This window comes from Cyclobacteriaceae bacterium (genome assembly GCA_025808415.1).
Classification (GTDB): Bacteria; Bacteroidota; Bacteroidia; order Cytophagales; family Cyclobacteriaceae; genus UBA2336.
Map to the genome: position 1 here is coordinate 3973386 of CP075525.1, position 22527 is coordinate 3995912.

The 22527-nt window shown below is 44.1% G+C and carries 20 protein-coding genes; 11 read left to right on the forward strand and 9 right to left on the reverse strand.

Annotation, left to right across the window (positions count from 1 at the left end; all coding sequences use genetic code 11):
• Positions 1-51: 51 nt before the first annotated feature.
• Positions 52-2253 carry a catalase/peroxidase HPI gene (katG, locus tag KIT51_17630; GenBank protein UYN86653.1) on the reverse strand — a complete coding sequence of 734 codons (2202 nt, stop codon included), beginning with the start codon at positions 2251-2253 and terminating at the stop codon, positions 52-54.
• A gap of 161 nt (positions 2254-2414) precedes the next feature.
• Between katG and KIT51_17635 the strand changes: the two genes are divergently transcribed.
• Positions 2415-3350 (forward strand): LysR family transcriptional regulator, encoded by a 936-nt coding sequence (locus KIT51_17635; GenBank protein ID UYN86654.1) that lies wholly within the window; start codon positions 2415-2417, stop codon positions 3348-3350.
• 27 nt (positions 3351-3377) lie between these two features.
• On the opposite strand, the gene KIT51_17640 is transcribed toward KIT51_17635, so the two are convergent.
• Positions 3378-4157 (reverse strand): DUF2520 domain-containing protein, encoded by a 780-nt coding sequence (locus tag KIT51_17640; protein ID UYN86655.1) that lies wholly within the window; start codon positions 4155-4157, stop codon positions 3378-3380.
• 88 nt (positions 4158-4245) lie between these two features.
• On the opposite strand from KIT51_17640, the gene KIT51_17645 reads away from it, so the two are divergent.
• On the forward strand, positions 4246-5541 hold the full coding sequence (locus tag KIT51_17645; GenBank protein ID UYN86656.1) for an acetyl-CoA hydrolase/transferase family protein: 1296 nt from the start codon (positions 4246-4248) through the stop codon (positions 5539-5541).
• Here the strand turns inward: KIT51_17645 and KIT51_17650 are convergent, their stop codons facing one another.
• From KIT51_17650 to KIT51_17665, 4 genes are all read right to left on the reverse strand, one after another.
• Entirely contained in the window at positions 5542-6681 is a 1140-nt protein-coding gene (locus KIT51_17650; GenBank protein ID UYN86657.1) for a cysteine desulfurase, read from the reverse strand. It abuts the gene before it with no gap.
• Between the two features lie 89 nt (positions 6682-6770).
• A complete protein-coding gene (glmM, locus tag KIT51_17655) occupies positions 6771-8159 on the reverse strand; it encodes a phosphoglucosamine mutase (GenBank protein ID UYN86658.1) in 1389 nt (462 codons plus the stop codon).
• Between the two features lie 28 nt (positions 8160-8187).
• Entirely contained in the window at positions 8188-8472 is a 285-nt protein-coding gene (locus tag KIT51_17660; GenBank protein ID UYN86659.1) for a type II toxin-antitoxin system mRNA interferase toxin, RelE/StbE family, read from the reverse strand.
• A 10-nt stretch (positions 8473-8482) separates the two neighbouring features.
• On the reverse strand, positions 8483-8698 hold the full coding sequence (locus KIT51_17665) for a hypothetical protein (protein UYN86660.1): 216 nt from the start codon (positions 8696-8698) through the stop codon (positions 8483-8485).
• A 358-nt stretch (positions 8699-9056) separates the two neighbouring features.
• Between KIT51_17665 and mazG the strand changes: the two genes are divergently transcribed.
• The gene (mazG, locus tag KIT51_17670) at positions 9057-9869 is read left to right on the forward strand and encodes a nucleoside triphosphate pyrophosphohydrolase (GenBank protein ID UYN86661.1); all 813 of its coding nucleotides are present in this window, start codon (positions 9057-9059) and stop codon (positions 9867-9869) included.
• A 12-nt stretch (positions 9870-9881) separates the two neighbouring features.
• A complete protein-coding gene (locus KIT51_17675; protein ID UYN86662.1) occupies positions 9882-10214 on the forward strand; it encodes an SdpI family protein in 333 nt (110 codons plus the stop codon).
• 5 nt (positions 10215-10219) lie between these two features.
• On the opposite strand, the gene KIT51_17680 is transcribed toward KIT51_17675, so the two are convergent.
• Positions 10220-11461, reverse strand: a complete 1242-nt coding sequence (locus KIT51_17680; GenBank protein ID UYN86663.1) for a cation:proton antiporter — start codon at positions 11459-11461, stop codon at positions 10220-10222.
• Positions 11454-12317 carry a universal stress protein gene (locus KIT51_17685; protein UYN86664.1) on the reverse strand — a complete coding sequence of 288 codons (864 nt, stop codon included), beginning with the start codon at positions 12315-12317 and terminating at the stop codon, positions 11454-11456. The genes KIT51_17680 and KIT51_17685 overlap by 8 nt, the downstream gene beginning before the upstream one ends.
• A gap of 71 nt (positions 12318-12388) precedes the next feature.
• On the opposite strand from KIT51_17685, the gene KIT51_17690 reads away from it, so the two are divergent.
• The 5 genes from KIT51_17690 to KIT51_17710 all read left to right on the forward strand — a co-directional run bounded on the left by KIT51_17690 (position 12389) and on the right by KIT51_17710 (position 19999).
• Positions 12389-13684, forward strand: a complete 1296-nt coding sequence (locus KIT51_17690) for a HAMP domain-containing histidine kinase (GenBank protein ID UYN86665.1) — start codon at positions 12389-12391, stop codon at positions 13682-13684.
• Positions 13685-13837: 153 nt separating this feature from the next.
• Positions 13838-15115 (forward strand): HAMP domain-containing histidine kinase, encoded by a 1278-nt coding sequence (locus KIT51_17695; GenBank protein UYN86666.1) that lies wholly within the window; start codon positions 13838-13840, stop codon positions 15113-15115.
• Between the two features lie 53 nt (positions 15116-15168).
• On the forward strand, positions 15169-16710 hold the full coding sequence (locus KIT51_17700) for a glycine--tRNA ligase (protein UYN86667.1): 1542 nt from the start codon (positions 15169-15171) through the stop codon (positions 16708-16710).
• 5 nt (positions 16711-16715) lie between these two features.
• Positions 16716-17516: a zinc-dependent peptidase gene (locus KIT51_17705; GenBank protein ID UYN86668.1), complete on the forward strand. Its 801-nt coding sequence runs from the start codon at positions 16716-16718 to the stop codon at positions 17514-17516.
• Between the two features lie 65 nt (positions 17517-17581).
• Entirely contained in the window at positions 17582-19999 is a 2418-nt protein-coding gene (locus tag KIT51_17710) for an MMPL family transporter (protein UYN86669.1), read from the forward strand.
• A gap of 2 nt (positions 20000-20001) precedes the next feature.
• Here the strand turns inward: KIT51_17710 and KIT51_17715 are convergent, their stop codons facing one another.
• On the reverse strand, positions 20002-20490 hold the full coding sequence (locus KIT51_17715; protein UYN86670.1) for a very short patch repair endonuclease: 489 nt from the start codon (positions 20488-20490) through the stop codon (positions 20002-20004).
• 64 nt (positions 20491-20554) lie between these two features.
• Here KIT51_17715 and dcm point away from each other — a divergent pair, with 64 nt between their 5' ends.
• Together dcm and KIT51_17725 are read left to right on the forward strand one after the other, a co-directional pair.
• The gene (gene dcm, locus KIT51_17720) at positions 20555-21787 is read left to right on the forward strand and encodes a DNA (cytosine-5-)-methyltransferase (protein UYN86671.1); all 1233 of its coding nucleotides are present in this window, start codon (positions 20555-20557) and stop codon (positions 21785-21787) included.
• A gap of 12 nt (positions 21788-21799) precedes the next feature.
• Complete coding sequence (locus KIT51_17725; GenBank protein UYN86672.1) at positions 21800-22516, forward strand: Eco47II family restriction endonuclease; 717 nt, start codon at positions 21800-21802, stop codon at positions 22514-22516.
• The last annotated feature ends 11 nt before the right edge of the window (positions 22517-22527 follow it).

Genomic DNA, 22527 nt, shown 5'->3' on the forward strand with positions numbered 1-22527 from the left:
AAGGTGACCCGTTGCCAGGTCACCTTTACTTAAATCAACTAAAAACTGTAATTAATTCAAATCGAAACGATCAAGATTCATCACCTTGTTCCAGGCAGCCACAAAGTCCTTAACGAATTTCTCCTGCGCATCGGCACAAGCATAAACTTCAGCTAATGCCCGTAACTCAGAGTTTGATCCAAATACAAGATCCACACGTGTGCCCGTCCACTTTACGGTGCCCGTTTTACGATCACGACCTTCAAACACATCCTGCACATCTGCTATCGCTGACCAGGTTGTACTCATATCCAACAGGTTCATGAAAAAGTCATTCGTGAGCGCCTCTGGCTTTTTGGTAAATACACCATGCTTCGAGTTATCAAAGTTGGTGTTGAGTACCCGCATACCGCCTACCAACACGGTAAGTTCAGGTGCGGTAAGGGTTAACAGTTGCGCTTTGTCAACCAGCAACTCCTCTGCGGATACCGTGTATTTTTTCTTCATGTAGTTGCGGAAACCATCGGCAATGGGCTCCAGCACTTCAAATGATTCTACATCGGTTTGCTCTTGTGAAGCATCACCACGGCCTGGTGTAAACGGTACCGTTACGCTGTGACCTGCATTCTTCGCGGCCTGCTCAACACCGGCACATCCGGCCAGCACAATCAAATCGGCCAGTGAAACATGCTTGCCGCCTGTGTTGAAATCTTTTTGAATGCCCTCAAGCGTTTGTAACACTTTTGCCAGTTGAGTGGGGTTGTTCACTTCCCAATTCTTCTGTGGGGCAAGACGAATGCGTGCACCGTTTGCTCCTCCGCGTTTATCTGATCCACGGAAAGTGGAAGCAGAAGCCCATGCTGTGGAAACCAGTTGTGATACCGTTAAGCCGGAAGCCAGTATTTTGACTTTCAATGCGGCAATGTCTTTATCATCAATCAGTTTATGTTTTACAGCAGGAATAGGATCTTGCCAGATCAATTCCTCCTTCGGCACTTCTGGACCGAGGTAGCGTGCAATCGGGCCCATGTCACGATGGGTTAACTTAAACCATGCACGCGCAAATGCATCGGCAAACTCATCCGGATTTTCCATAAAGCGCCTGGAAATCTTCTCATAAATCGGATCAAACCTTAAGGAAAGATCGGTGGTGAGCATGCGTGGCTCATGGCGTTTCGATTTATCGAAGGCATCGGGAACGGTACCGGCACCTGCACCGTGTTTGGGTTTCCACTGGTGTGCTCCGGCAGGGCTTTTTGTTAACTCCCACTCGTAACCGAACAGGTTCCAGAAAAAGTTATTGCTCCACTTGGTGGGTGTTGTTGTCCAGGTAACTTCAATGCCACTGGTAATGGTATCGCCAGCTTTACCTGAACCATAGCTGCTTTTCCAACCCAAGCCTTGTTCTTCAATGCCGGCTGCTTCAGGATCTGGGCCAACGTGTGTTGCCGGGGCAGCACCATGGGTTTTTCCGAAGGTGTGACCACCCGCAATCAAAGCAACGGTTTCTTCATCGTTCATCGCCATGCGCTTAAACGTCTCGCGAATATCAATGGCCGCTTTTAGCGGATCAGGATTGCCGTTCGGGCCTTCCGGGTTCACATAAATCAATCCCATCTGTACAGCAGCTAGCGGGTTTTCAAGATCACGCTCACCGGTGTATCGGTTATCATCCAACCATTTGCTTTCCGATCCCCAATACACATCCTCCTGGGGTTCCCATACATCTTCACGACCTCCGGCAAAACCAAAAGTTTTAAAGCCCATCGATTCAAGGGCAACGTTACCCGCAAGAACCATCAAGTCGGCCCAAGAGATTTTCTTTCCATATTTCTGTTTAATAGGCCACAGTAACCTGCGCGCTTTATCAAGGTTCGTGTTATCTGGCCAGCTATTCAGTGGCGCAAAGCGCTGCTGCCCGGCACCTGCTCCACCGCGTCCATCGCCAGTGCGGTACGTACCGGCACTATGCCAGGCCATACGAATGAATAACGGCCCATAGTGACCAAAATCTGCCGGCCACCAGTCTTGCGAATCGGTCATCAACGCATGCAAATCTTTCTTTAATCCTTCATAATCAAGTTTCTTGAATTCCTGGGCATAATTGAATTGTTCGCCCATTGGATTGGACAAGGAAGAGTGTTGACGTAGAACATTTAATTTCAATTGGTTAGGCCACCAGTCACGGTTTCGCGTTCCACCTCCTGCGGTTTGCTTACCCGCATGAAACGGACACTTGCTTTCACCATTCATTGTTGCTGCTTTATTTTCCATATTTCTGAGTTATTAAGTAATGGTATTGAAAAGTTAATAATAGTTGGTCATGACTTTTTCCGCAATGACCATAGTCATGTTTTAGATTCAGGACGGTAAGGTTACAGGTGTTTTAACTATAAGTCAAATTGATTATTTTTATAAACTTATAGTTATAATCTATGACATTAACCCAACTGGAGTACATCGTGGCCCTTGACACCTGGCGGCATTTTGTACTGGCCTCCGAAAAGTGTTTTGTAACCCAGCCCACCCTCAGTATGCAAATTCAAAAGCTGGAGGAAGAACTGGAGGTAAAGATTTTCGATCGCACCAAGCAACCGGTTGTCCCTACCGAAATTGGCGTTGGTATTATCGCACAGGCGCGTATTGTACTGCGTGAGGCTGGGTTTATAAACCAACTGATAGCCGAACAAAAAAACACTATGGCCGGTGAACTTCGCATGGGCATTATTCCAACGCTTGCCCCCTACCTGTTGCCTCAGCTTTTCAAAAACATCAGCCAAAAATACCCACAGGTAAAACTTACTGTTAAAGAAACGATTACTGAAGATGTAGTGCACGATTTAAAACAAAACCGAATTGACTGTGGAATTGTAGTAACACCATTAAACGACCATTCGGTAAATGAAGATGTTTTGTTTTATGAAGAGCTGTTTGTTTATGTTTCAAAAAGGAATGTACTGCACAATAAAAAGTACGTATTACCCTCTGAAATAGACCCTAACCAACTTTGGTTGTTGGAAGAAGGGCATTGTTTCCGGTCGCAGATTTTAAACTTATGCGAGCTGCGTAAGCATTCTGATTTTCACTTTAACTATGAAACCGGAAACATCGAAACCCTGAAAAGAATGGTGGACAACACCGATGGGATTACTATTTTACCCGAACTGGCCGTAATGGAATTCAATAAAGCTCAATTGAACCAGGTAAAAAGATTGAGAGAACCAAGTCCGGCACGCGAGGTAAGCCTGGTAACACATCGTGATCACTTGAAGACAAAACTACTTAAAACACTGAAAGAAGAGATTTTGGCCATTGTACCCAAGCCCATGCATAAATTGCAAAACAAGAAGGTTGTGGAGATCAATTATTGATTGGTGGGCAGAACCCTAACCCAAAATTTATTCATTACTATCCACAATATGTTGACTGATCACCCGGTACAACTCTGCGAGTTTTTCATCTTGTTGTAAAAAGGCCATGTGCCTGTCGAGCGTTTCCAGGTCGCCACGTTTGGCCGGGCCGGTTTGAGCTTGTTCTGGTCCGATGGCAAGGCTCTTATTCAGCGCTTCAGCTATTAAGGGTTTCAGCCAATCGAAGTCGAGATCATTTTGGTCTGCCACTTGTTTAGAAATACGCAGCATGTGGTTGGTGAAGTTAGAAGCAAACACAGCCGCCACGTGTAAAGCCTTACGTTTGTCCGAATCAATACTGAATACCTGCCGGGAAATGGCATGCCCCATTTTTATCAAAATTTTCTCTACTCCTTCTGATTCGCTTTCAATAAAAATCGGCAGATCATTAAAGTCAATTTTTCGGGTTTTACTAAACGTTTGTAAAGGGTAAAACACGCCAATGTCGGGTGTTGCGGCATAACCTAATTTGCTTAACGACTGGCTGCCTGACGTGTGGACCAAAATGGCATCATCGGGCAAAATAATTTCGCGCGCCACCTCTTCTATAGCATCATCGGAAACCGCGATAATAAACAACCGTGAATCACTGGTAGAGAAATCCAATGTAGCTTTAACCTCCGCTTCATAAAGCCTTTCCACCAGTGCAGCGGCATGGGAAGGATTTCTGCTGTATACTTCGCGCACGGAGTAACCGGCATTATCCAACGCGGGTGCCAGATGCCACGCTAAATTTCCTGATCCTGCAAACGATACCGAACTGCTCATCGCGATTAAAATTAGAGAAATAACTGATGTAAATCAGTAGCAACGTAGTAACTTATACAGTTATTTGTTCCATCAACCTTCGTGTATTATGTATCCCAAAATTGTATCGGCCCGCGAAGCTGTAAAAGTAATTGAATCGGGCAATCGTGTTTTTGTGCATGGTAGTGCTGCTACTCCACAGTTCTTGTTAAAAGCATTGGCCAAACGCGCACATGAATTAAAACATGTTGAACTGGTGGCCGTGAGTACTCTGGGTGAACTGGAACTTGCCAAACCAGAGTACGCTGAAAGTTTTTATATCAATTCCCTGTTTGTGTCAGAAAACATTCGGGGCGCCATTAATGATGGACGTGGAAATTACATTCCAATATTCCTAAGTGAGATTTCGCGATTGTTTGAAAAGAATATCCTTCCGCTTGATGTAGCCCTTCTGCACATATCCCCTCCGGATAAACACGGATTGTGTTCTCTTGGAGTTTCGGTAGATGTTGCACGGGCAGCCGCCAAGCATGCCAAGCACATTATTGCCCAGGTAAACCCCAACATGCCGCGTACGCATGGTGATGGCTTTATTGATATTCATCAGATACATACACTGGTAGAAACAGATGATAACCTGCCCGAGGTTAATTACGCAGCACAAATTACCGATTGTGACCGCACTATTGGAAAATATGTAGCCGAACTTGTGGAAGATCGTAGCACGCTGCAAATGGGTATTGGCGCAATCCCCGATGCGGTGCTGGAAAGCTTAACGCACTGTAAGGATTTAGGGGTGCATACCGAAATGTTTTCGAATGGTGTGATTGACCTGATGAAGAAAGGTGTGATCACCAATAAGTACAAAAAGAAACACCGCGGCAAGACAGTAACTTCCTTTGCCATTGGCTCACGTGACCTGTATTCATTTGTAGATGACAATCCACAATTTGCTTTTCTGGAAGCTGAATATGTGAATGATGGTCGTATTATCCGCACCAACCCCAAGGTAGTGGCTATTAACAGTGCTATTGAAATTGATATCACCGGGCAAGTGTGTGCTGATTCGATTGGTACCTACCAGTATTCCGGTGTTGGCGGGCAAATGGATTTTATACGGGGCGCTTCATTATCAGAAGGCGGCAAGCCCATTATCGCCATGGGCTCTGCTACCAAAAAAGGTGCTTCTAAGATTGTTCCGTATTTAAAACAAGGTGCGGGTGTGGTAACCACGCGGGCACACATGCATTACGTAGTTACCGAATATGGCGTAGCGTATCTGTACGGCAAAAATTTACGTCAGCGAGCATATGAGTTAATGCACATTGCACACCCTGATAACCGTGAAGCCTTAGAGCAGGAAATTATCAAGCGGTTTGGAAGCAATGTGTACGCAGTGCAATAATTAAACTTCTACTTTATAAACTTCCGCAAGTTTATCTACTGCGTAATCTATTTCTTCGTCCGTATTGTACTTGCTAAATGAGAAGCGTACGGCCGACCGTTTTGATTCCGGATATAATGCCGCTAAGACATGCGAGCCCGTGGTAGCACCACTTGAACAGGCACTTCCGCCCGATGCGGATATGCCCTGAAGGTCAAGGTTGAAAAGAAGCAAACCGCTATCATCGGTTTCCGGCAAGCTTACATTCAATACGGTATAGAGGCTTCGCTCAAGATTAGCAGAGTCGCCATTGAACATAACACCCGGAATATTTTCCTTTAGCTTTTCAATCATATGTGATTTTAATGCGGTGATGTGCTTTACATGCTCATCCATTTCGCGATAGGCTATCTCCAGTGCTTTTGCCAACCCGATAATACCGTAAACATTTTCCGTTCCGCCACGCATGTTACGCTCTTGTGCTCCACCATGAATGAAGGAATGAATTTTCTTGTCCTTACGGATGTACATGAAGCCCGCACCTTTGGGGCCGTGGAACTTATGTGCACCGGCTGTCATGCCGCACACCTTCAACGAGCGCATGTCGTGGCGATAATGCCCAATTGTTTGTACGGTATCGGAATGAAAAAATGCTCCGTTTGCTTCGCATAACTCACCAACACGGTTAATGTCCAACAGGTTTCCGATTTCATTATTGGCGTGCATCAGTGAAACCATCGCGTTGGGATATTTTTTTAGTAACGCTTCAAGGTCGTTGAGGTCAACATGGCCTTTCTCTTCCAACTTAACCATGTGCAACTGAGCCTTACCATGGTTGGTTAGGTTTTCAAGCGTATGGGTTACTGCGTGGTGTTCGATGGGGGACGAGATGATATGTCTGATGTTATACGTTTCCGCAGCGCATACCAAAATTGCATTGTCAGCCTCAGTGCCACCCGAAGTAAATATGATTTCACCCGGGGTACAATTCAACAACTCAGCAATCTTCTTTCTTGACGACTCAATAGCCGCGCGCACCTTGCGCCCGTGGGCGTGTGTAGAGGATGGGTTACCGAAATCTTCAAGCATAAAAGGCTTCATGGCTTCAAAAACTTCGGGGTCGAGGGGCGTGGTGGCTGCGTTATCGAGGTAAATGCGCATGTTTCAAACGATTACGGGGCAAAAATAATGAAAATCACATTCAACCGGTCACTACCGGGTTGATGATAAAAATCAGCATCGCTCTAAGCTTATTTCCTGATCAAACTGCTGATGTCATCCATTATCCGCCTGGCCAGGGCATCAGCCTTTTTAGCATCCTGCGATTCCGCATAGATCCGGATAATTGGTTCCGTGTTTGATTTGCGCAAATGCACCCACTCTTTAGAGGACTCAAAATCTATCTTAACCCCATCAGCCGTGTTGATTTTTTCGTGTGCGTACTTCCTTTGCACAGCTTCCAAAACAGCATCTACATTTATACCCGGTGTGAGTTCAATTTTATTTTTGGAGATAAAATAATCCGGATAGGTTTTTCGCAAGGCGGAAGCTTTCATCCCCGCCTTTGCCAGGTGTGTTAAAAATAAAGCTATGCCCATCAGTGCATCGCGGCCATAATGCAGCTCGGGAAAAATAACGCCACCATTTCCTTCACCGCCAATGATGGCCTTCGTTTCCTTCATTACATTTACCACGTTCACTTCACCCACCGAAGCAGCCGTATATATGCCTCCTGCTTTTTCGGTAACATCGCGTAACGCACGTGTTGAAGAAAGATTGGAAACCGTGTTCCCTTTTTTCTTTTTTAAAATATAATCGGCAACCGCCACCAGCGTGTATTCTTCACCAAAAGGTTTACCATCTTCCTGCACTAAAGCAAGCCGATCAACATCCGGATCAACCACAATGCCTAGATGGCATTTATTTTTTTTAACAGCTGAGCAAATAGCCTTAATGTTTTCCGGTAGTGGTTCCGGATTGTGGGGAAACTTTCCGGTAGGTTCACAATACACTTCCACTACTTTTTTCACACCCAGTCTTTTCAATAATGGGGGTACCGAAATTCCCCCGGTTGAATTAACGGCATCTACGGCAATCGTAAATTTTGCTTTTTTTATTGCCTTCACATCTACCCACTTACTTTTCAAAATCAAGTCGATGTGTTTTTTGATATACGAATCGTTGCGTGTGTACTTGCCGAGTTTGTTTACCTCAGCGAAAGAAAAGTTGTCGGCTTCTGCAAGACGCAATACAGCAGCGCCATCAGCTGCGGAAATAAACTCCCCTTTTTCATTGAGCAGCTTTAGGGCATTCCATTCGCCAGGGTTATGGCTGGCCGTAAGGATAATTCCTCCTCCGGCTTTTTCAAGCGGTACAGCAATTTCAACAGTAGGCGTAGTGGAAAGACCAAGATCAACAACATCCAATCCCAATGCCTGAAGGGTTGAACTCACCAATGTGCTTACCATTTCACCTGAAATTCGGGCATCCCGCCCAATCACAACTTTTTTTCCCTTTCGGGAGATAACCCATGTGCCAAAAGCGGCCGCAAATTTTACAACATCAACAGGGGTAAGGTTGTCACCTGGCTTGCCACCAAGGGTACCACGGAAACCAGAAATAGATTTGATCAGTGACAAAACTGGTTAGTTAAATTTATTAAAATTGTTAGTACACGTCATCATGGGTTCCAATATCTATCAAAAGAATGAGCTCTTTACCTGCCTTGATTTCAATTGAAAAAATTATCCGGCAGTCGTATCCACATGAACACGTATAAAGGCCATGAAGTTTACCACTTAATTTATGTGACTTAAGAATTGGAGTAAATACATCTGTCTCCATCAAACGAAGGGTAGCCGCTATATTTTCTTCAAGAACAGAATTCCCCTTTGCAAATTTTTTATATGATCGCTCAAAAGCTCTTGTAAGGACCAGCTTGCGAATAGGCATTCAATGGGATTCAAAGGTTTTTCAATTTGTCAATAACATCCTCTGCTGTAGCCGGCTTTAATTTTCCTTTTGATAGGTCGGCTTTGGATTGGCGTGCATTTCTAAAAATTTCATCTCTTCTTTCCTCTATTTGCCTGCTTCTCAGTACCTCAAGTATTATCGCTCTGGATGAAAAATCAAGCTTCATAATAGAATCTAATACTTTATCAACTGTTAGCGCCTTCATGACATGGCAAAAATAGTAATTATTTCCTGACAGACGGGAGATCGTTTGTTTTCGCATCAGGATTACCGCAGGCCTGATCGCTAGCCGTAAGGGTTTTTCCGCAGAATCCACAGGGTTGCCCTTCCTTGTTTAAAAACGGACTCTGCGATGCGCATGTGCCCTTAAACTCTCCGTTTTTTAAAAAAATAAGCCGAACCGACATCAGGATGAAAAAAAGCCCCAGAACACCAATGGTCAGCAAAAGAACAATCATAACTTGAATTAAGATTAAGATTTTAGATTGACGCTGTAAACGTAACTTGGGTCAAAATTACTGAACAGATTATCAACAGCCTAAAAAGCCATTTAGTTCTCGTATATGAAAAAACAACTTTCTACGCCCGATCCCAACCGTGAAGCCAAGGTAAAGGCATTTGATCGCCTGCTTACCATTATGGATGAGCTTCGGGAAAACTGTCCGTGGGATAAAAAACAAACATTGGAAAGCCTCCGTCATTTAACCATAGAAGAAACGTACGAACTCTCGGATTCCATTTTGGATGGAAACCTGCCTGAAATAAAAAAAGAATTGGGTGATCTGATGTTGCACAATGTTTTTTATGCACGTATTGCTTCTGAAAAAGGTGTGTTTGATGTGGCCGATGTGTTGAATAGTATTTGTGATAAGCTTATTGAACGCCATCCACATGTGTACGGTGATGTTGTGGCCAACGATGAAGAAACCGTAAAAGCCAACTGGGAAAAAATCAAACTCAACACCGGCAACAAATCCGTATTAGAGGGCGTGCCTAAATCGCTGCCGGCCATGGTGAAGGCTATTCGCATTCAGGATAAAGCCCGGGGTGTGGGTTTTGATTGGGAAAAGAAAGAACAGGTGTGGGAAAAGGTGGAGGAAGAAATGCGCGAATTCAAAATGGAGTTCAATGCAGTTGAGCCTGAAAAAATCGACCGTGAAAAAGCCACGGCCGAATTTGGCGACCTGCTTTTTTCATTGGTAAACTATGCGCGCTTTATCAACATCGACCCGGAGGAGGCCCTTGAACGAACCAATAAAAAATTCATCAAACGATTTCAATTTTTAGAACGCGAATCGGCCAGGGATGGAAAGAAGCTGGGTGAAATGACGTTAGAAGAAATGGATGTATATTGGGAACGGGCTAAATCAATTTAATTACTTTCAACAATGAAGCTGCTTTACATACATCTTATGCTCGGGCCGTTGATGGTCGTACTGTCGTATATTTTCAAGCGTTTCCCGCCAAAGAAAATAAATCATATTTACGGTTACCGCACACCCCGGTCAATGCGCAGCCAGGAGGCTTGGGATTGTGCCAACCTTTATTGTCCGCATGTATTCCTTATCGTTTCGATACTTACTTGTGTCGTTCAGTTGGTAACCTATTCACTTATGCCCGCTGCACAGTCTATAATGTGGTCATCCGGATTTTTAGTGGTGGGCCTGATCGCTGTAATTCCGCTTACCGAGGTGCATTTAAAGAAAAAAGGTTTCAACTAAGCGGCCTAGGTTTTCCACTTTCGGCTTAAACTCCATTTCATCAACGGTCCGCTGGTCATGCTGGTAACCAGTGCCATAATCACCAGCGACACAAATACTTTCTCATTAATCAAACTATTTTCAAGCGCAATCAGGCCAAGAATAATTTCCATCGCACCACGCGCATTCATACCAAAGCCGGCCGCCAGCGATTCTTTCCAGCCAAAGCCACCCAGTCGTGTACCCAATCCACTGCCGATAATTTTACCGGCAAAAGCTATAACTAAAATGACAATCGTTAGCAGCAGATCAAAGTTGGCAATGAAATTAACCCGAAGGCCTATTGAAACGAAAAACAAAGGCGCAAAAATATTATTGATAAACTGGTGTACAATTTCTTTTGCGCGTTCTGAAAAATGTTCTGAATCACCCAAGGCAATACCGATGATAAACGCCCCGAAGATAGCGTGAATACCAATGTACTCGGTGAAGGCAGCGCCCATAAAACATAACGCCAACGATAAGGCTAAAACGCCCCCGGGCCATGCCATTCGTTTATTGGCCCAAGGTAATACACGGTTGAGAACGCCACGCCCAATCGTGAGCATAAAAACAGCAAAGCCAACGGTTAGCAGAATGGTATTGACCAACGAAATATCAACCTGCCGGCCTATCATACCCAGAATAACAGAGAAAATAAGCCAGCCTATTATATCATCTACCATGGCCGATGCCACCACCAACAAACCAATTCGGGATTTAAACAAATTCAAATCCATGAGTATCCGCACAATAACCGGCAAAGCCGAAATGGCCATGGCCGTGCCCATAAATAAAGCAAACACTATACGCTCGCCTTCATTGGCATAACCAAAAAAATCGGTCAGGAAATAGGGGAAAATAAACCCAATACCAAATGGAATCAAAAGACCCATGAGGCTGGTGATAATGGCCTGTCTTCCCTGTTGCCACACAATTTTAAGGTCAACTTCAAGGCCGGCTATAAACAACAACATAACAACGGCCATCTGCACTATTCCTGCCAGCACAACGCCCGAGGAACTACCTACCGGAAACAAAACAAGAAACCAATCCGGTTTAAGCATGCCCAAAATAGTTGGTCCCAGTAATACTCCCGCAACGATCTCACCAATTACAGCCGGTTGCTTAAACTTTCTTGCCACTTCGGCAAAAAACCTGCCTGCAAATAACATCACACTTAATTGCAACAGTAGCTGGACCACCTCATGATGACTAATCTTACCCATGAGCAGCCTCCTTTCCGGCTTGTGGCGATACCACTAAAACATTGCACGGCAAATCAGCAAAAACATATTCCAGGTCATGTGGGAAGATCCTGTCCAGCAAACGCAATCGCTTGGGCGGGGCCGGTACAACCAGCAGGTCGGCTTGCTTGCGTTTAGCAAACTGCGCTATTTCAAAACCTGATTTACCGGCCAGCACTTTTATGTTAATCTTCAGGTCATCATGGTCAACCCGGTTCAATAGCTGTTGAACATTATCAACCTCAGTTTCTATCAATTTGGTTTTTAACCGATTGTACTCTTCTTCGGTTGCCTGATCAGCCGAAGACATGGTGAGGCCGTAAAGTTTTACTTCGCGGACAACATGCAGCCATTTTGATTTTTCCCTTTGCGCCAGCGCACATGCCAACGATAATGTTTTTTCCACGTCCTCATAGTCATCGGCACTTACTACAATTTGTTCTAAGGATTTAGGACTGATACCTGGGCGAACCAGGGTTAACACCGAGCAATTTGCCTTGCGCAGAATCCTGCGTGCAATAGAACCAACATAGTGCTGCACAAGGCCTTCTTGTTGAAGGGCGCCCGCCACCAGCAAATCGATGTTTTCTTCTTTACATGCCTTTAGGATTTCTTCACTGGGTTTACCCTTCCGCCAGCAAACCGTTACCTTATCCATAGCCAGGCTATGCTTTCCGAGAAGTTTGCCCAATAACTGCTCTTCCGTTTCACCATGCTCGCCAACATGAATGATAACCAATTCGGTACCCCATTGCATTTTCATGCGAATCGTTTCAGCCAGCAAAGCTTCTGCGCGGGGCGAAAAGGCAATAGCTAATCCTATTTTTCGAAACAGCATAGTTTAATGAGCCAATAAGTTATCTATTTTTATCCAATTGAAAGCCGGTTAATTTTTAAGCTGCAGAAAGTATGGGAAAGGGATCACTCAGGAGATTTTTGATTGGGAAAGAGGCTATCCCGTCCCTGAAGCTTTACAAGCAGGCTATGCTTCGCGGGCAAATTGCCTTAATGCTTATTGCTGTTAGTTTAGCGTACATATTTATTGATGTTGTATATGCAATTTATCGCAACATACCGCTCTATACAGTAATAGGTTTAATAGGTGCAGGTACATTCTGGCTTAACCGGAAACGCATATATCGGGAGGCAACACTGTTGGTTATTATTGCCTCGAATTTTATCATTTACCTTTTCGCATCATCCGAACCGGAAGCCAGCGGGGTGTACATTTTCTTCTTACCTGTTTCGTTGGCTGCCATGGCGCTTTTTACTTATAGCGATTGGTATCTAGGGTTAGCCTGCGTGCTGCTGAGTTTCGCCCTGTTTCTGCTGGCATACCTGTCTGACTTTTCAATACTTACTAAAGTTGAAGAAATTGATGCTACAGATGAATTGTACTTCCTGATCAATTTTACCGTTGCCTTAACCACCTCGGTATTGGTGGTTTATTTTCTGCTAAACCTCAACTACCACGCTGAAAAATCATTGCGTGAAAATGAAAGCAGGCTTGTGCAGCTTACGGAAGAATTGAAACAAAGCAATGCTGAACTAGACCGTTTTGTTTATAGTGTTTCGCACGATTTACGGGCTCCCTTAAGTTCGGTGGTGGGCCTGGTTGGCTTGGCAGAGGTAGCCGAAAACCCACAAGAAGTTAAATCCTACCTGGCCATGATGCGAAACCGGATTGACGCACTGGAGAAATTCATTCGCGACATTATTGATTACTCCCGCAACGCAAGGCTTGGTGTTTTAAAAGAACGCGTAAACCTGAATGAACTGATGCAGGAGGTAATGGATAGCCTTCGTTTTGCAGATGAAGTCTCTTCGGTAAAAATAAAAACCGATATATCCGCAAACCTTGAATTAGTTACCGATAAAATAAGGTTACGGATTATCCTCAACAACCTTATTGCCAACGCCCTGAAGTACCATGATAAACACAAAGAAGAACGATACGTGCACGTGCAGGCCAGGAAACATTCCAACTGTTTTCAAATTGATGTAGAAGATAATGGCATTGGTATCAAGCCGGACCATCTTCCCAGGGTTTTTGAAATGTTTTACCGTGCCTCTGAAAGCTCAAAAGGGTCAGGATTAGGCCTTTACATAGCCCGCGAGACCATAAAAAAAATGGGAGGTCAGATCACGGTAAAATCCGAATTTGGCAAAGGCACCCATTTTCAGATAGATCTACCGCATAACTGAACCTGAGGCCAACTTCTTATTTTGGCCTTCATTTATCCCAAAAAGAAAATTTGCAATACTCCCCCTAAATCTTGCATCACTCATATCCATAACAAGAAGAAACCGTTGCATAGTACTGACCAACATACTTTTGCATGTTGGTTTAAAGCAAAAATGAAAAAGACTATCCGCAACCTGATAATAGGCAAAAACAATTACATCGAATCCTGGACAGAATATCGCCAGGTGATCCTTTCCGGGCAGTTTACCCTTATTGCCATTATACTTTGCACCATGTACACCCTAATTGACTTGAGTTGGGGAATTTACATTACGATACCTGTTTATTCATTCTGCACAGCCATGCTTATTATAGCGATCTACCAGCATCGCAAAGGGAGGCACTGTTCCGCTTACTATATTATTTTCCCCACCTTGAATTTCATTGTGTACTTGTTTGCCTCCAGCGAAGCACCGGCAACGGGGGCATATATTCTATTCCTACCCATTGCACTAGGGGCCTTTGCCGTTTTCAACTACAAACAGCGGGTAATTGCTGTTAATCTGGCGGCACTAACCTATACCCTTTTTGTTATAGCATATTTTGTCGATTTCTCCATTCTCCCGAAAAGGCTCTATTCTGACGAAGAGCTGATGGCTAATTTTATGGTCAATTTTGCCGTGGCTTTACCAACATCCATTCTTGCCATTTACCTGCTGATTAGTTTAAACCACCACAACGGAAGAGAGTTGGTGAACAGCAACCGTATGCTAAAAAAGCTGAATGAAGAGCTTGACCGTTTTGTCTACAGTACTTCGCACGATTTACGGGCACCGCTGTCATCGGTAACGGGGTTGATTAACCTGGCCAAAAACAACCCAAACCCAAACGAAGTAAACCGCTACCTGGGCATGATGGCCCACCGGGTTGATGCGCTGGATAAGTTTATCAAGGACATCACCGATTACTCGCGAAACAACCGCATGCAAATAACCCGCGAACAGGTTAATGTTCACCAATTAGTGCAACAAATATGGGAGTCGTTGATGTTTAGCGCAGAGGCACAGTCCATCATCTTTTTAAATGAAATTCCACAGGACCTGGTTATTGAAAACGATAGCAAACGCCTGCACATGGTTATGTCAAACCTGATTGCCAACGCCATACGTTACCACGATAACCGAAAAGAGAAAAAATACATTCGCGTTTACCAGCATGCCATAGGCACTTCATTTGCCATTCATGTGGAAGATAACGGCCAGGGAATAGCACCCGAAATACAAAAGAAGGTATTCGATATGTTTTACCGGGGCAATGAAACGTCTCAGGGCTCAGGCCTGGGCTTGTACATTGTAAAAGAAACCATTACCCGCCTGGCTGGAACCGTTCACCTGTACTCACAACCCCGCGTGGGCAGTACCTTTATCGTTACTCTACCGGTTAATGGATAGATTCAAAAGGGGGTAATCCGTTAATCATTCGGCAAGTCTTATATTTGCGCCCTATGGCGAATCAGGAAGACAACCTTTTTAAGAATGTGATTGCCCATGCCAAGGAGTATGGGTTTATTTTTCCCTCCAGCGAAATTTACGATGGTCTAAGTGCCGTTTACGACTACGGCCAAAACGGTGCTGAACTGAAGAACAACATCAAAGAGTATTGGTGGAAGTTTATGACCATGCTCCATGAAAACATTGTGGGCATTGATGCTGCCATTTTTATGCACCCCACTACCTGGAAAGCTTCCGGCCATGTGGATGCCTTTAACGATCCGATGATCGATAACAAAGATTCTAAAAAGCGCTACCGTGCGGACCAGTTGATTGAAGGATACATTGAGAAGCTGGAAGAGAAAATTGAGAAGGAAGTTGAAAAGGCCGCCAGGCGTTTCGAGAATTTTGATCGTGCCATGTTTGTGAGCACCAACACCCGGGTGCTTGAATACCAAAAAAAGATTGACGAGGTAAATGAAAGGTTAAAGGAAGCGATGGGCTCCGGAAACATGGAGGCTATGAAGCAACTCATCATTGACCTTGAAATTGCCGACCCTATTTCCGGTTCACGCAACTGGACCGATGTGCGCCAGTTTAACCTGATGTTCTCCACCGAAATGGGATCCGTGGCCGATGATGCAAACAAAATCTATCTACGCCCCGAAACCGCCCAAGGCATTTTTGTAAACTTCCTGAACGTACAAAAAACCGGTAGGATGAAAATTCCTTTTGGTATTGCACAAATCGGTAAAGCGTTTCGCAATGAAATTGTAGCCCGTCAGTTCATCTTTCGCATGCGTGAGTTTGAACAAATGGAGATGCAGTTTTTTGTGAAGCCGGGTGAAGAAATGCAGTGGTATGAGTTCTGGAAAGCGAAAAGAATGAAATGGCATAACGCCCTTGGCTTAGGTGAAGCCAACTACCGTTTCCACGATCACCTGAATCTGGCCCACTACGCCAATGCGGCATGTGATATCCAGTTCAATTTTCCGATGGGCTTCCGTGAACTGGAAGGCATTCACTCGCGTACCGATTTCGATTTAAAAAATCACGAAAAATATTCCGGAAAAAAACTTCAATACTTCGATCCGGAAGACAATCAAAACTTCATTCCGTATGTAGTGGAGACATCCATTGGGTTAGATCGTATGTTCCTTGCGGTTTTATCCAAATCGTACCTGGAAGAAAAACTGGCTGATGGCAGTGAGCGTGTGGTGCTGCGCATACCCGCACCACTGGCGCCCAATAAAGTGGCCATTCTTCCGTTAACCAAAAAAGACGGCCTACCAGAAAAGGCTATGGAAATAATGAACGAGCTGAAATTCCATGTGCGTTGCTTCTACGAAGAAAAGGATGCCATCGGTAAACGCTACCGCAGGCAGGATGCTATTGGCACACCCTATTGTGTAACGGTAGATCACCAAACGCTTCAGGATAATACGGTGACCATACGCCACCGCGACACCATGGAACAAGAACGTGTTGCCATCCAATCGTTGAAAACAACCTTAACCGAGGCGTGCTCCATTAACAACATCCTGAAAAGGATCTAGTCTTTATGTTTTTCTTCATCCTGGTAGTTGGCTTTGTAATCGCTGCAACCTACTACCGTCATCAGCTTGAGGCTGCTTACGAAGAAGCAGGCAGAAGGGCTGCGCCTATCCGCTCAGCCATTCTTCCATTCCCGCAAACATATAAGGAAATTTTGTTGAAATACTTTCCATATTACAACCGGCTGAACACCTCGCAACAACATGCCTTCGAACAAAAGCTGTTAACTTTTATCTTGTCTAAAAAATTTATCCCGCGTCAGTTCGATGCTATTACAGATGAAATGAGAGTTATGGTAGGGGCGTGTGCCGTGCAACTCACGTTCGGTTTGCCCCGCATATACTTACAGCACTTTTCTAAAATACTGATTTACCCAACCGATTATTACTCCTCACTGACTAAACGCTTTCATAAAGGTGAAGTTAACCCGGCATTCGGTGCCATTGTACTAAGCTGGAAAAGCTTTGTGGATGGCTACATCTACCCAACCGACTCGGTAAACCTTGGGTTGCACGAAATGGCCCATGCGTTACGGCTCGAAAACATCATCCACAACGATGAGTATGACTTTTTTGATGATGCTCTGGTGGAAAAATTTGATTCTTATGCTTACCAGCTTTGTCATTTGCCGCAGTATGCCAATGAAACTTTTTTGCGGGCCTATGCCTGTGCCAACGAGCATGAGTTTTTTGCAGTAGCGGTAGAGAATTTTTTTGAGCGCCCAGCCGAATTTAAATATGCCCTGCCTGAATTATACGAAACCCTTGCACAGCTGCTGAGGCAGGATCCATTAATGCTAAATTCATAACGATTTTCCTGCCAAATCATTAGCTTTGAAGCCTTGTCGTTCAGGCTGTTTTATCCAGTTTATTTATGTGGACATCACTTGCGCACTTTATCATTTCGTACAGGCTTCCGTTGTTTATCGCCATCGCGCTGATCACGGTTTTTATGGGCTACCATGGGCGAAAGGTAGAGATGAGCTACGACTTTCGCGGCACTGTTCCGGCCAACGATCCAGAGCAGATATTTTTCACAGAATTTAAAGAACAGTTCGGTGAAGATGGTGGTATTGTGGCCATTGGCTTGAAGGACAGCAGCATTTACCAATACAAAAATTTCGAAAAGCTGCGCGAGTTCTGTGTTTCCGTAAAACAAATACCGGGTATCAACGATGTGATCTCGCTTCCTCAAATAAAAATGATGGAAAAAGATACTGCCCGGAAACAATTCAAACTGGTAGATATTTTTCCGGGAAAAGTAAAAAGTCAGCAGGAACTGGACAGCCTGCTGAAAGAAGCTGCAAAACAAAAATTTTATTTAGGGCAGATTACCAATCAGGAGAATGGTGCCATCGCCATCCTGATATCCATCAACAAAGACTATTTGAATTCCTCCAGGCGCATAGAAGTTACCAATGAAATTATTAAGCGTGGAGGGCACTTCACAGAAAGCACAGATATCGTATTACACTATGCAGGTCTGCCCTTTGTTCGTTCAGTTATAGCCGAACGGGTAAGTGCTGAACTGAAAACATTCCTGGCGCTATCCGTTATTGTAACCGGAATTATCCTATTGATTTTCTTCCGCTCATTCCGCGCCATGATCTTTCCACTTATTGTTATCGGTATTGTGGTGGTATGGGTAATCGGTACAATTGTACTGATGGGTTTTAAGATCACGCTGCTTAGCGGAATGATACCACCCATTATTGTAGTTATCGGCATCCCCAATGCCATCTACCTGATGAACAAATACCACAGTGAGTACGCTGCTCACGGCAATAAAATGCTTGCCATAACACGCGTTATTCGCAAAGTGGGGGTTGCCACCTTTCTCACCAACCTCACCACTGCCATAGGCTTTTTGGTGTTGCTCACAGCCGACATTACTATTCTTCGGGAGTTTGGTATCGTAGCCGGTATAAATGTGATGGCTACGTTTGTTGTAAGTTTAATACTAATCCCCGGGGTGTTTTCATGGATGCCCCCACCCTCGCCCAAACACCTGCGTCACCTTGATTTTAAACTTATCGACAACCTGTTGGTTGGCATCGATTTAACGGTGCACCGTCACCGGGCTTTGATATACTCGGTCACTATCCTTATGATTGGATTTGCCCTCATAGGCATGTACCGGATTCATACCGTTTCCTTCATGGTTGATGACTTGCCTGAAAACAGTGTTGAGAAACAAGACCTGAAATTTTTTGAAGAGCACTTTAGCGGGGTAATGCCGTTGGAAATGGTGGTGAACACCGGAAAGCGCAGGGGCGTTATTGATGTGAAAAACCTGCAAAAGCTTGATGCGTTTGAACAGTTCCTGGATTCCATCAAATACATCTCCCGGCCTGTTTCCATTGTAAGCTTTGTTAAAGCAGCCAAGCAGGCCTTTTATAATAACAACCCTGCACGCTACTCGCTGCCCGACAATCGCGAGCGAAATTTTATCCTTCCGTACTTGAAAGGACAATCCGATGCCTCGGGACTATTTAATGCCTTTGTTGACTCCACCCTACAAACAATGCGCATTTCACTACAAGTAGCTGATATTGGCTCGGACAAGATGGATTCGCTGATAAATCAGGTTATCCAGCCAAAGATTGACACACTTTTTAATGGAACCGATATTTCAGTCAGGATAACCGGAACAACCCCACTCTTTATTAAAGGAAATTCATTTCTTATATCAAACCTCAAAGGAAGTTTACTGCTTGCCTTTGCCCTTATTGCGCTGACGATGGGATTTTTGTTTGCCAACTTGCGCATGATCGTTATTGCCCTTATCCCCAATGTTATTCCCATGATGATCACAGCATCGTTGATGGGTTACTTTGGTGTTCCGCTAAAACCCAGCACGGTATTGATCTTCAGTATTGCTTTTGGCATCTCCGTTGATTACTCCATTCACTTCCTGGCAAAATACCGGCAAGAACTGCACGCTAAAAATTTCTTCATCCCTGTAGCGGTAAGCGCAACCATACTGGAGGTTGGTAAAAGCATGGTCTACACTTCGATTGTGTTGCTGGCCGGGTTCATCATTTTTGCATTCTCATCGTTTGGCGGAACAATCGCTTTAGGGGTGCTTACTTCTATTACGTTGTTCATCTCCATGTTCACCAACCTGATATTGTTGCCCTCGCTGATCATGACTTTCGATCGTACCAAGCGACAGAAAGAGGGGCACATGCTTATTGAAGAAGTGGATCCGGGCTTCTATTCGGAAACGGAAGATGAAGCGATTGACCTTGACAAAATCAAGATCAGCAACCGGCACCCGGCCGCTGAGTAGTTTTATTTCGAATTCATATCATCGCTGAGAAAGTTCAATACTTGTTTTAGGCAAGCGCCTAATTCTTTCTTCACCTGTGCATCCCAAAACCGAAAAACCTTAAAGCCCATAGACTCAAGTTCTTTGTTAATCTGTTTATCACGTTGGATATTCCTTTCAATTTTTGGTACCCAAAATCCTGTATTGGATTTTAGCTTTTTCTTTTTTTGTACCCAGTCATGACCGTGCCAAAACTCACCATCAATAAACACTACAAACCTTAGTGCTTTGTTTGAGATATCAGGCTTGCCAGGTAAGGATTTACAATGTACCCTGTAGCGAACGCCAGCATTCCAAAGTGCCCTTCTGAAGATCAATTCAGGTTTTGTGTCTTTGCCCCCAATGTTTGACATGAGTTTGCTGCGGGCCTTAGTAGTATAAAACCCTGCAGCCTCTTCAAACCGAGGTACTTTAATGGGCTCCTCTGCATATCTTTTTGGTCTTGCCTGCATCCTATTTTTCTTTTGGTGTACAAAGTTATATTTGTAACCATGTATAAGCTTTACTAAGCTGGTTATGAAAGAATATTACTCATTGTCCGAAGTTGCCGATATGTTAGGTAAAAGCAAAGAAACCTTAAGAAGATGGGATAATAACGGCAAACTCACGGCCGTGCGCGAGCCTATGAGCAACTATCGTGTTTACAGGCGCGAACAACTTAAAATATTCGATGAACTTGGTTTTTTGTTCAATACCCCAAAAGCAACAAGCAATGCAGTTAAGGCCGATCATGACTATTCGGTTTTGGAGTTATTTGCTGGTGCCGGAGGCTTGGCCATTGGATTGGAAAAGGCAGGACTTACATGCGTGGCATTAAATGAAATTGATCACTGGGCGGCCGAAACTTTAAGGCAAAACAGGCCGCAATGGAATGTTATCGAAGCTGATATCCGTGACCTTAGTTTCAAGCACCTCAAGGGTAAAGTAGATGTTGTAACCGGAGGGTTTCCATGCCAGGCATTTAGTTATGCCGGTAAAAAACTAGGGTTTAAAGATGCAAGGGGTACGTTATTCTATGAATTTGCACGGGTTGTTAATGAAGTTAAACCGATTCTTTGCGTAGGGGAAAATGTGCGGGGATTGCTTAATCATGACCGGGGCAGAACCCTTCAGGGCATGAAATCTATTCTAGATGAGATCGGTTACAGGCCACTGGATGAAAAGATTTTAAAAGCCATTTTCTACAAAGTACCACAAAAAAGGGAGCGGCTTATATTAATTGGTATTCGAAAAGATGTTAAGCTAACATTCGATTTTCCCAAACCACATAACAAAATATACAGCCTTAAAGACGCCCTTAAGGCCGGGGAACTTTATCCCACGGATGTGCCTAAATCCGCAGGAACGGCATACCCTAAACACAAAAAGGAAATTTTGGCTAAAGTACCACCGGGCGGTTATTGGAGAGACCTTCCATTAAAACTTCAAAAGCAATACATGCAAAAAAGTTTCTACTTGGGTGGAGGAAAAACCGGCATGGCCCGAAGGATGAGCTGGGACGAGCCTAGCCTAACCTTAACATGCAGTCCGGCCCAAAAACAAACCGAGCGTTGCCATCCCGAAGAAACCCGTCCATTTACTGTTCGTGAATATGCCCGAATACAAACTTTTCCTGACAACTGGTCATTCGCAGGATCAGTCTCACAGCAATACAAACAGGTTGGTAATGCAGTGCCTGTAAACCTCGCTACAGAATTAGGTTATTCAATAGTCAACTTTTTAAATAACGTTTATAAGCTTAGGAATTAAAAACAGGAAATAATGCCATTTCTCAGTTGGATTAACGATGCGAACCTGAAAGATTCCGTTGGCTTTCTTTTAAGCAAAGCAAAAGAGGCTAGAGACAATGCTGAGGGGAATTTTGGGAAGAATGTCGTAGATCCATTTTCTGCCTTGTTTGAAATAGCGGGTTTCTCATCCGATTTTGAAACCTGGTATAAGAGTGAAACGACCAGACAAGCCCAAAAAACTTTGCAAAACCATGTGGGCGATTTTCACCAGAATATACTTGGTGCGGTAAACGGTTGGGAAAATATGAAAAAGGGCCAGGTGATAGACCTTGTTTCATTCGAGAAAAAAATTGTTGCCGAAATCAAAAACAAATACAACACAATTTCAGGAGGCAAGCTTTCCGATTTATACTCATCATTAGATAACTTGGTTATGCCAAAGGCCAGTATCTACAAAAATTTCACAGCCTATTATGTAGCCATTGTGCCAAAATACCCTGTGCGGTACAACAAACCTTTTACGCCATCCAATAAAGATAAAGGCGAGAAATGTGCAGCCAATGAAAAGGTAAGGGAAATAGATGGTGCGAGCTTTTACACTTTGGCTACTGGGGATCCAAACGCCCTGGAAAATCTCTTTGATGTATTGCCAGATGTAATCAAAATTTGCTCCGACAATAAATACACGATAACTGATAGGGATAAGCTAAAGGCATTTTTCAGTACAGCCTTCGGACAGCCCATATAAAACACACAAAG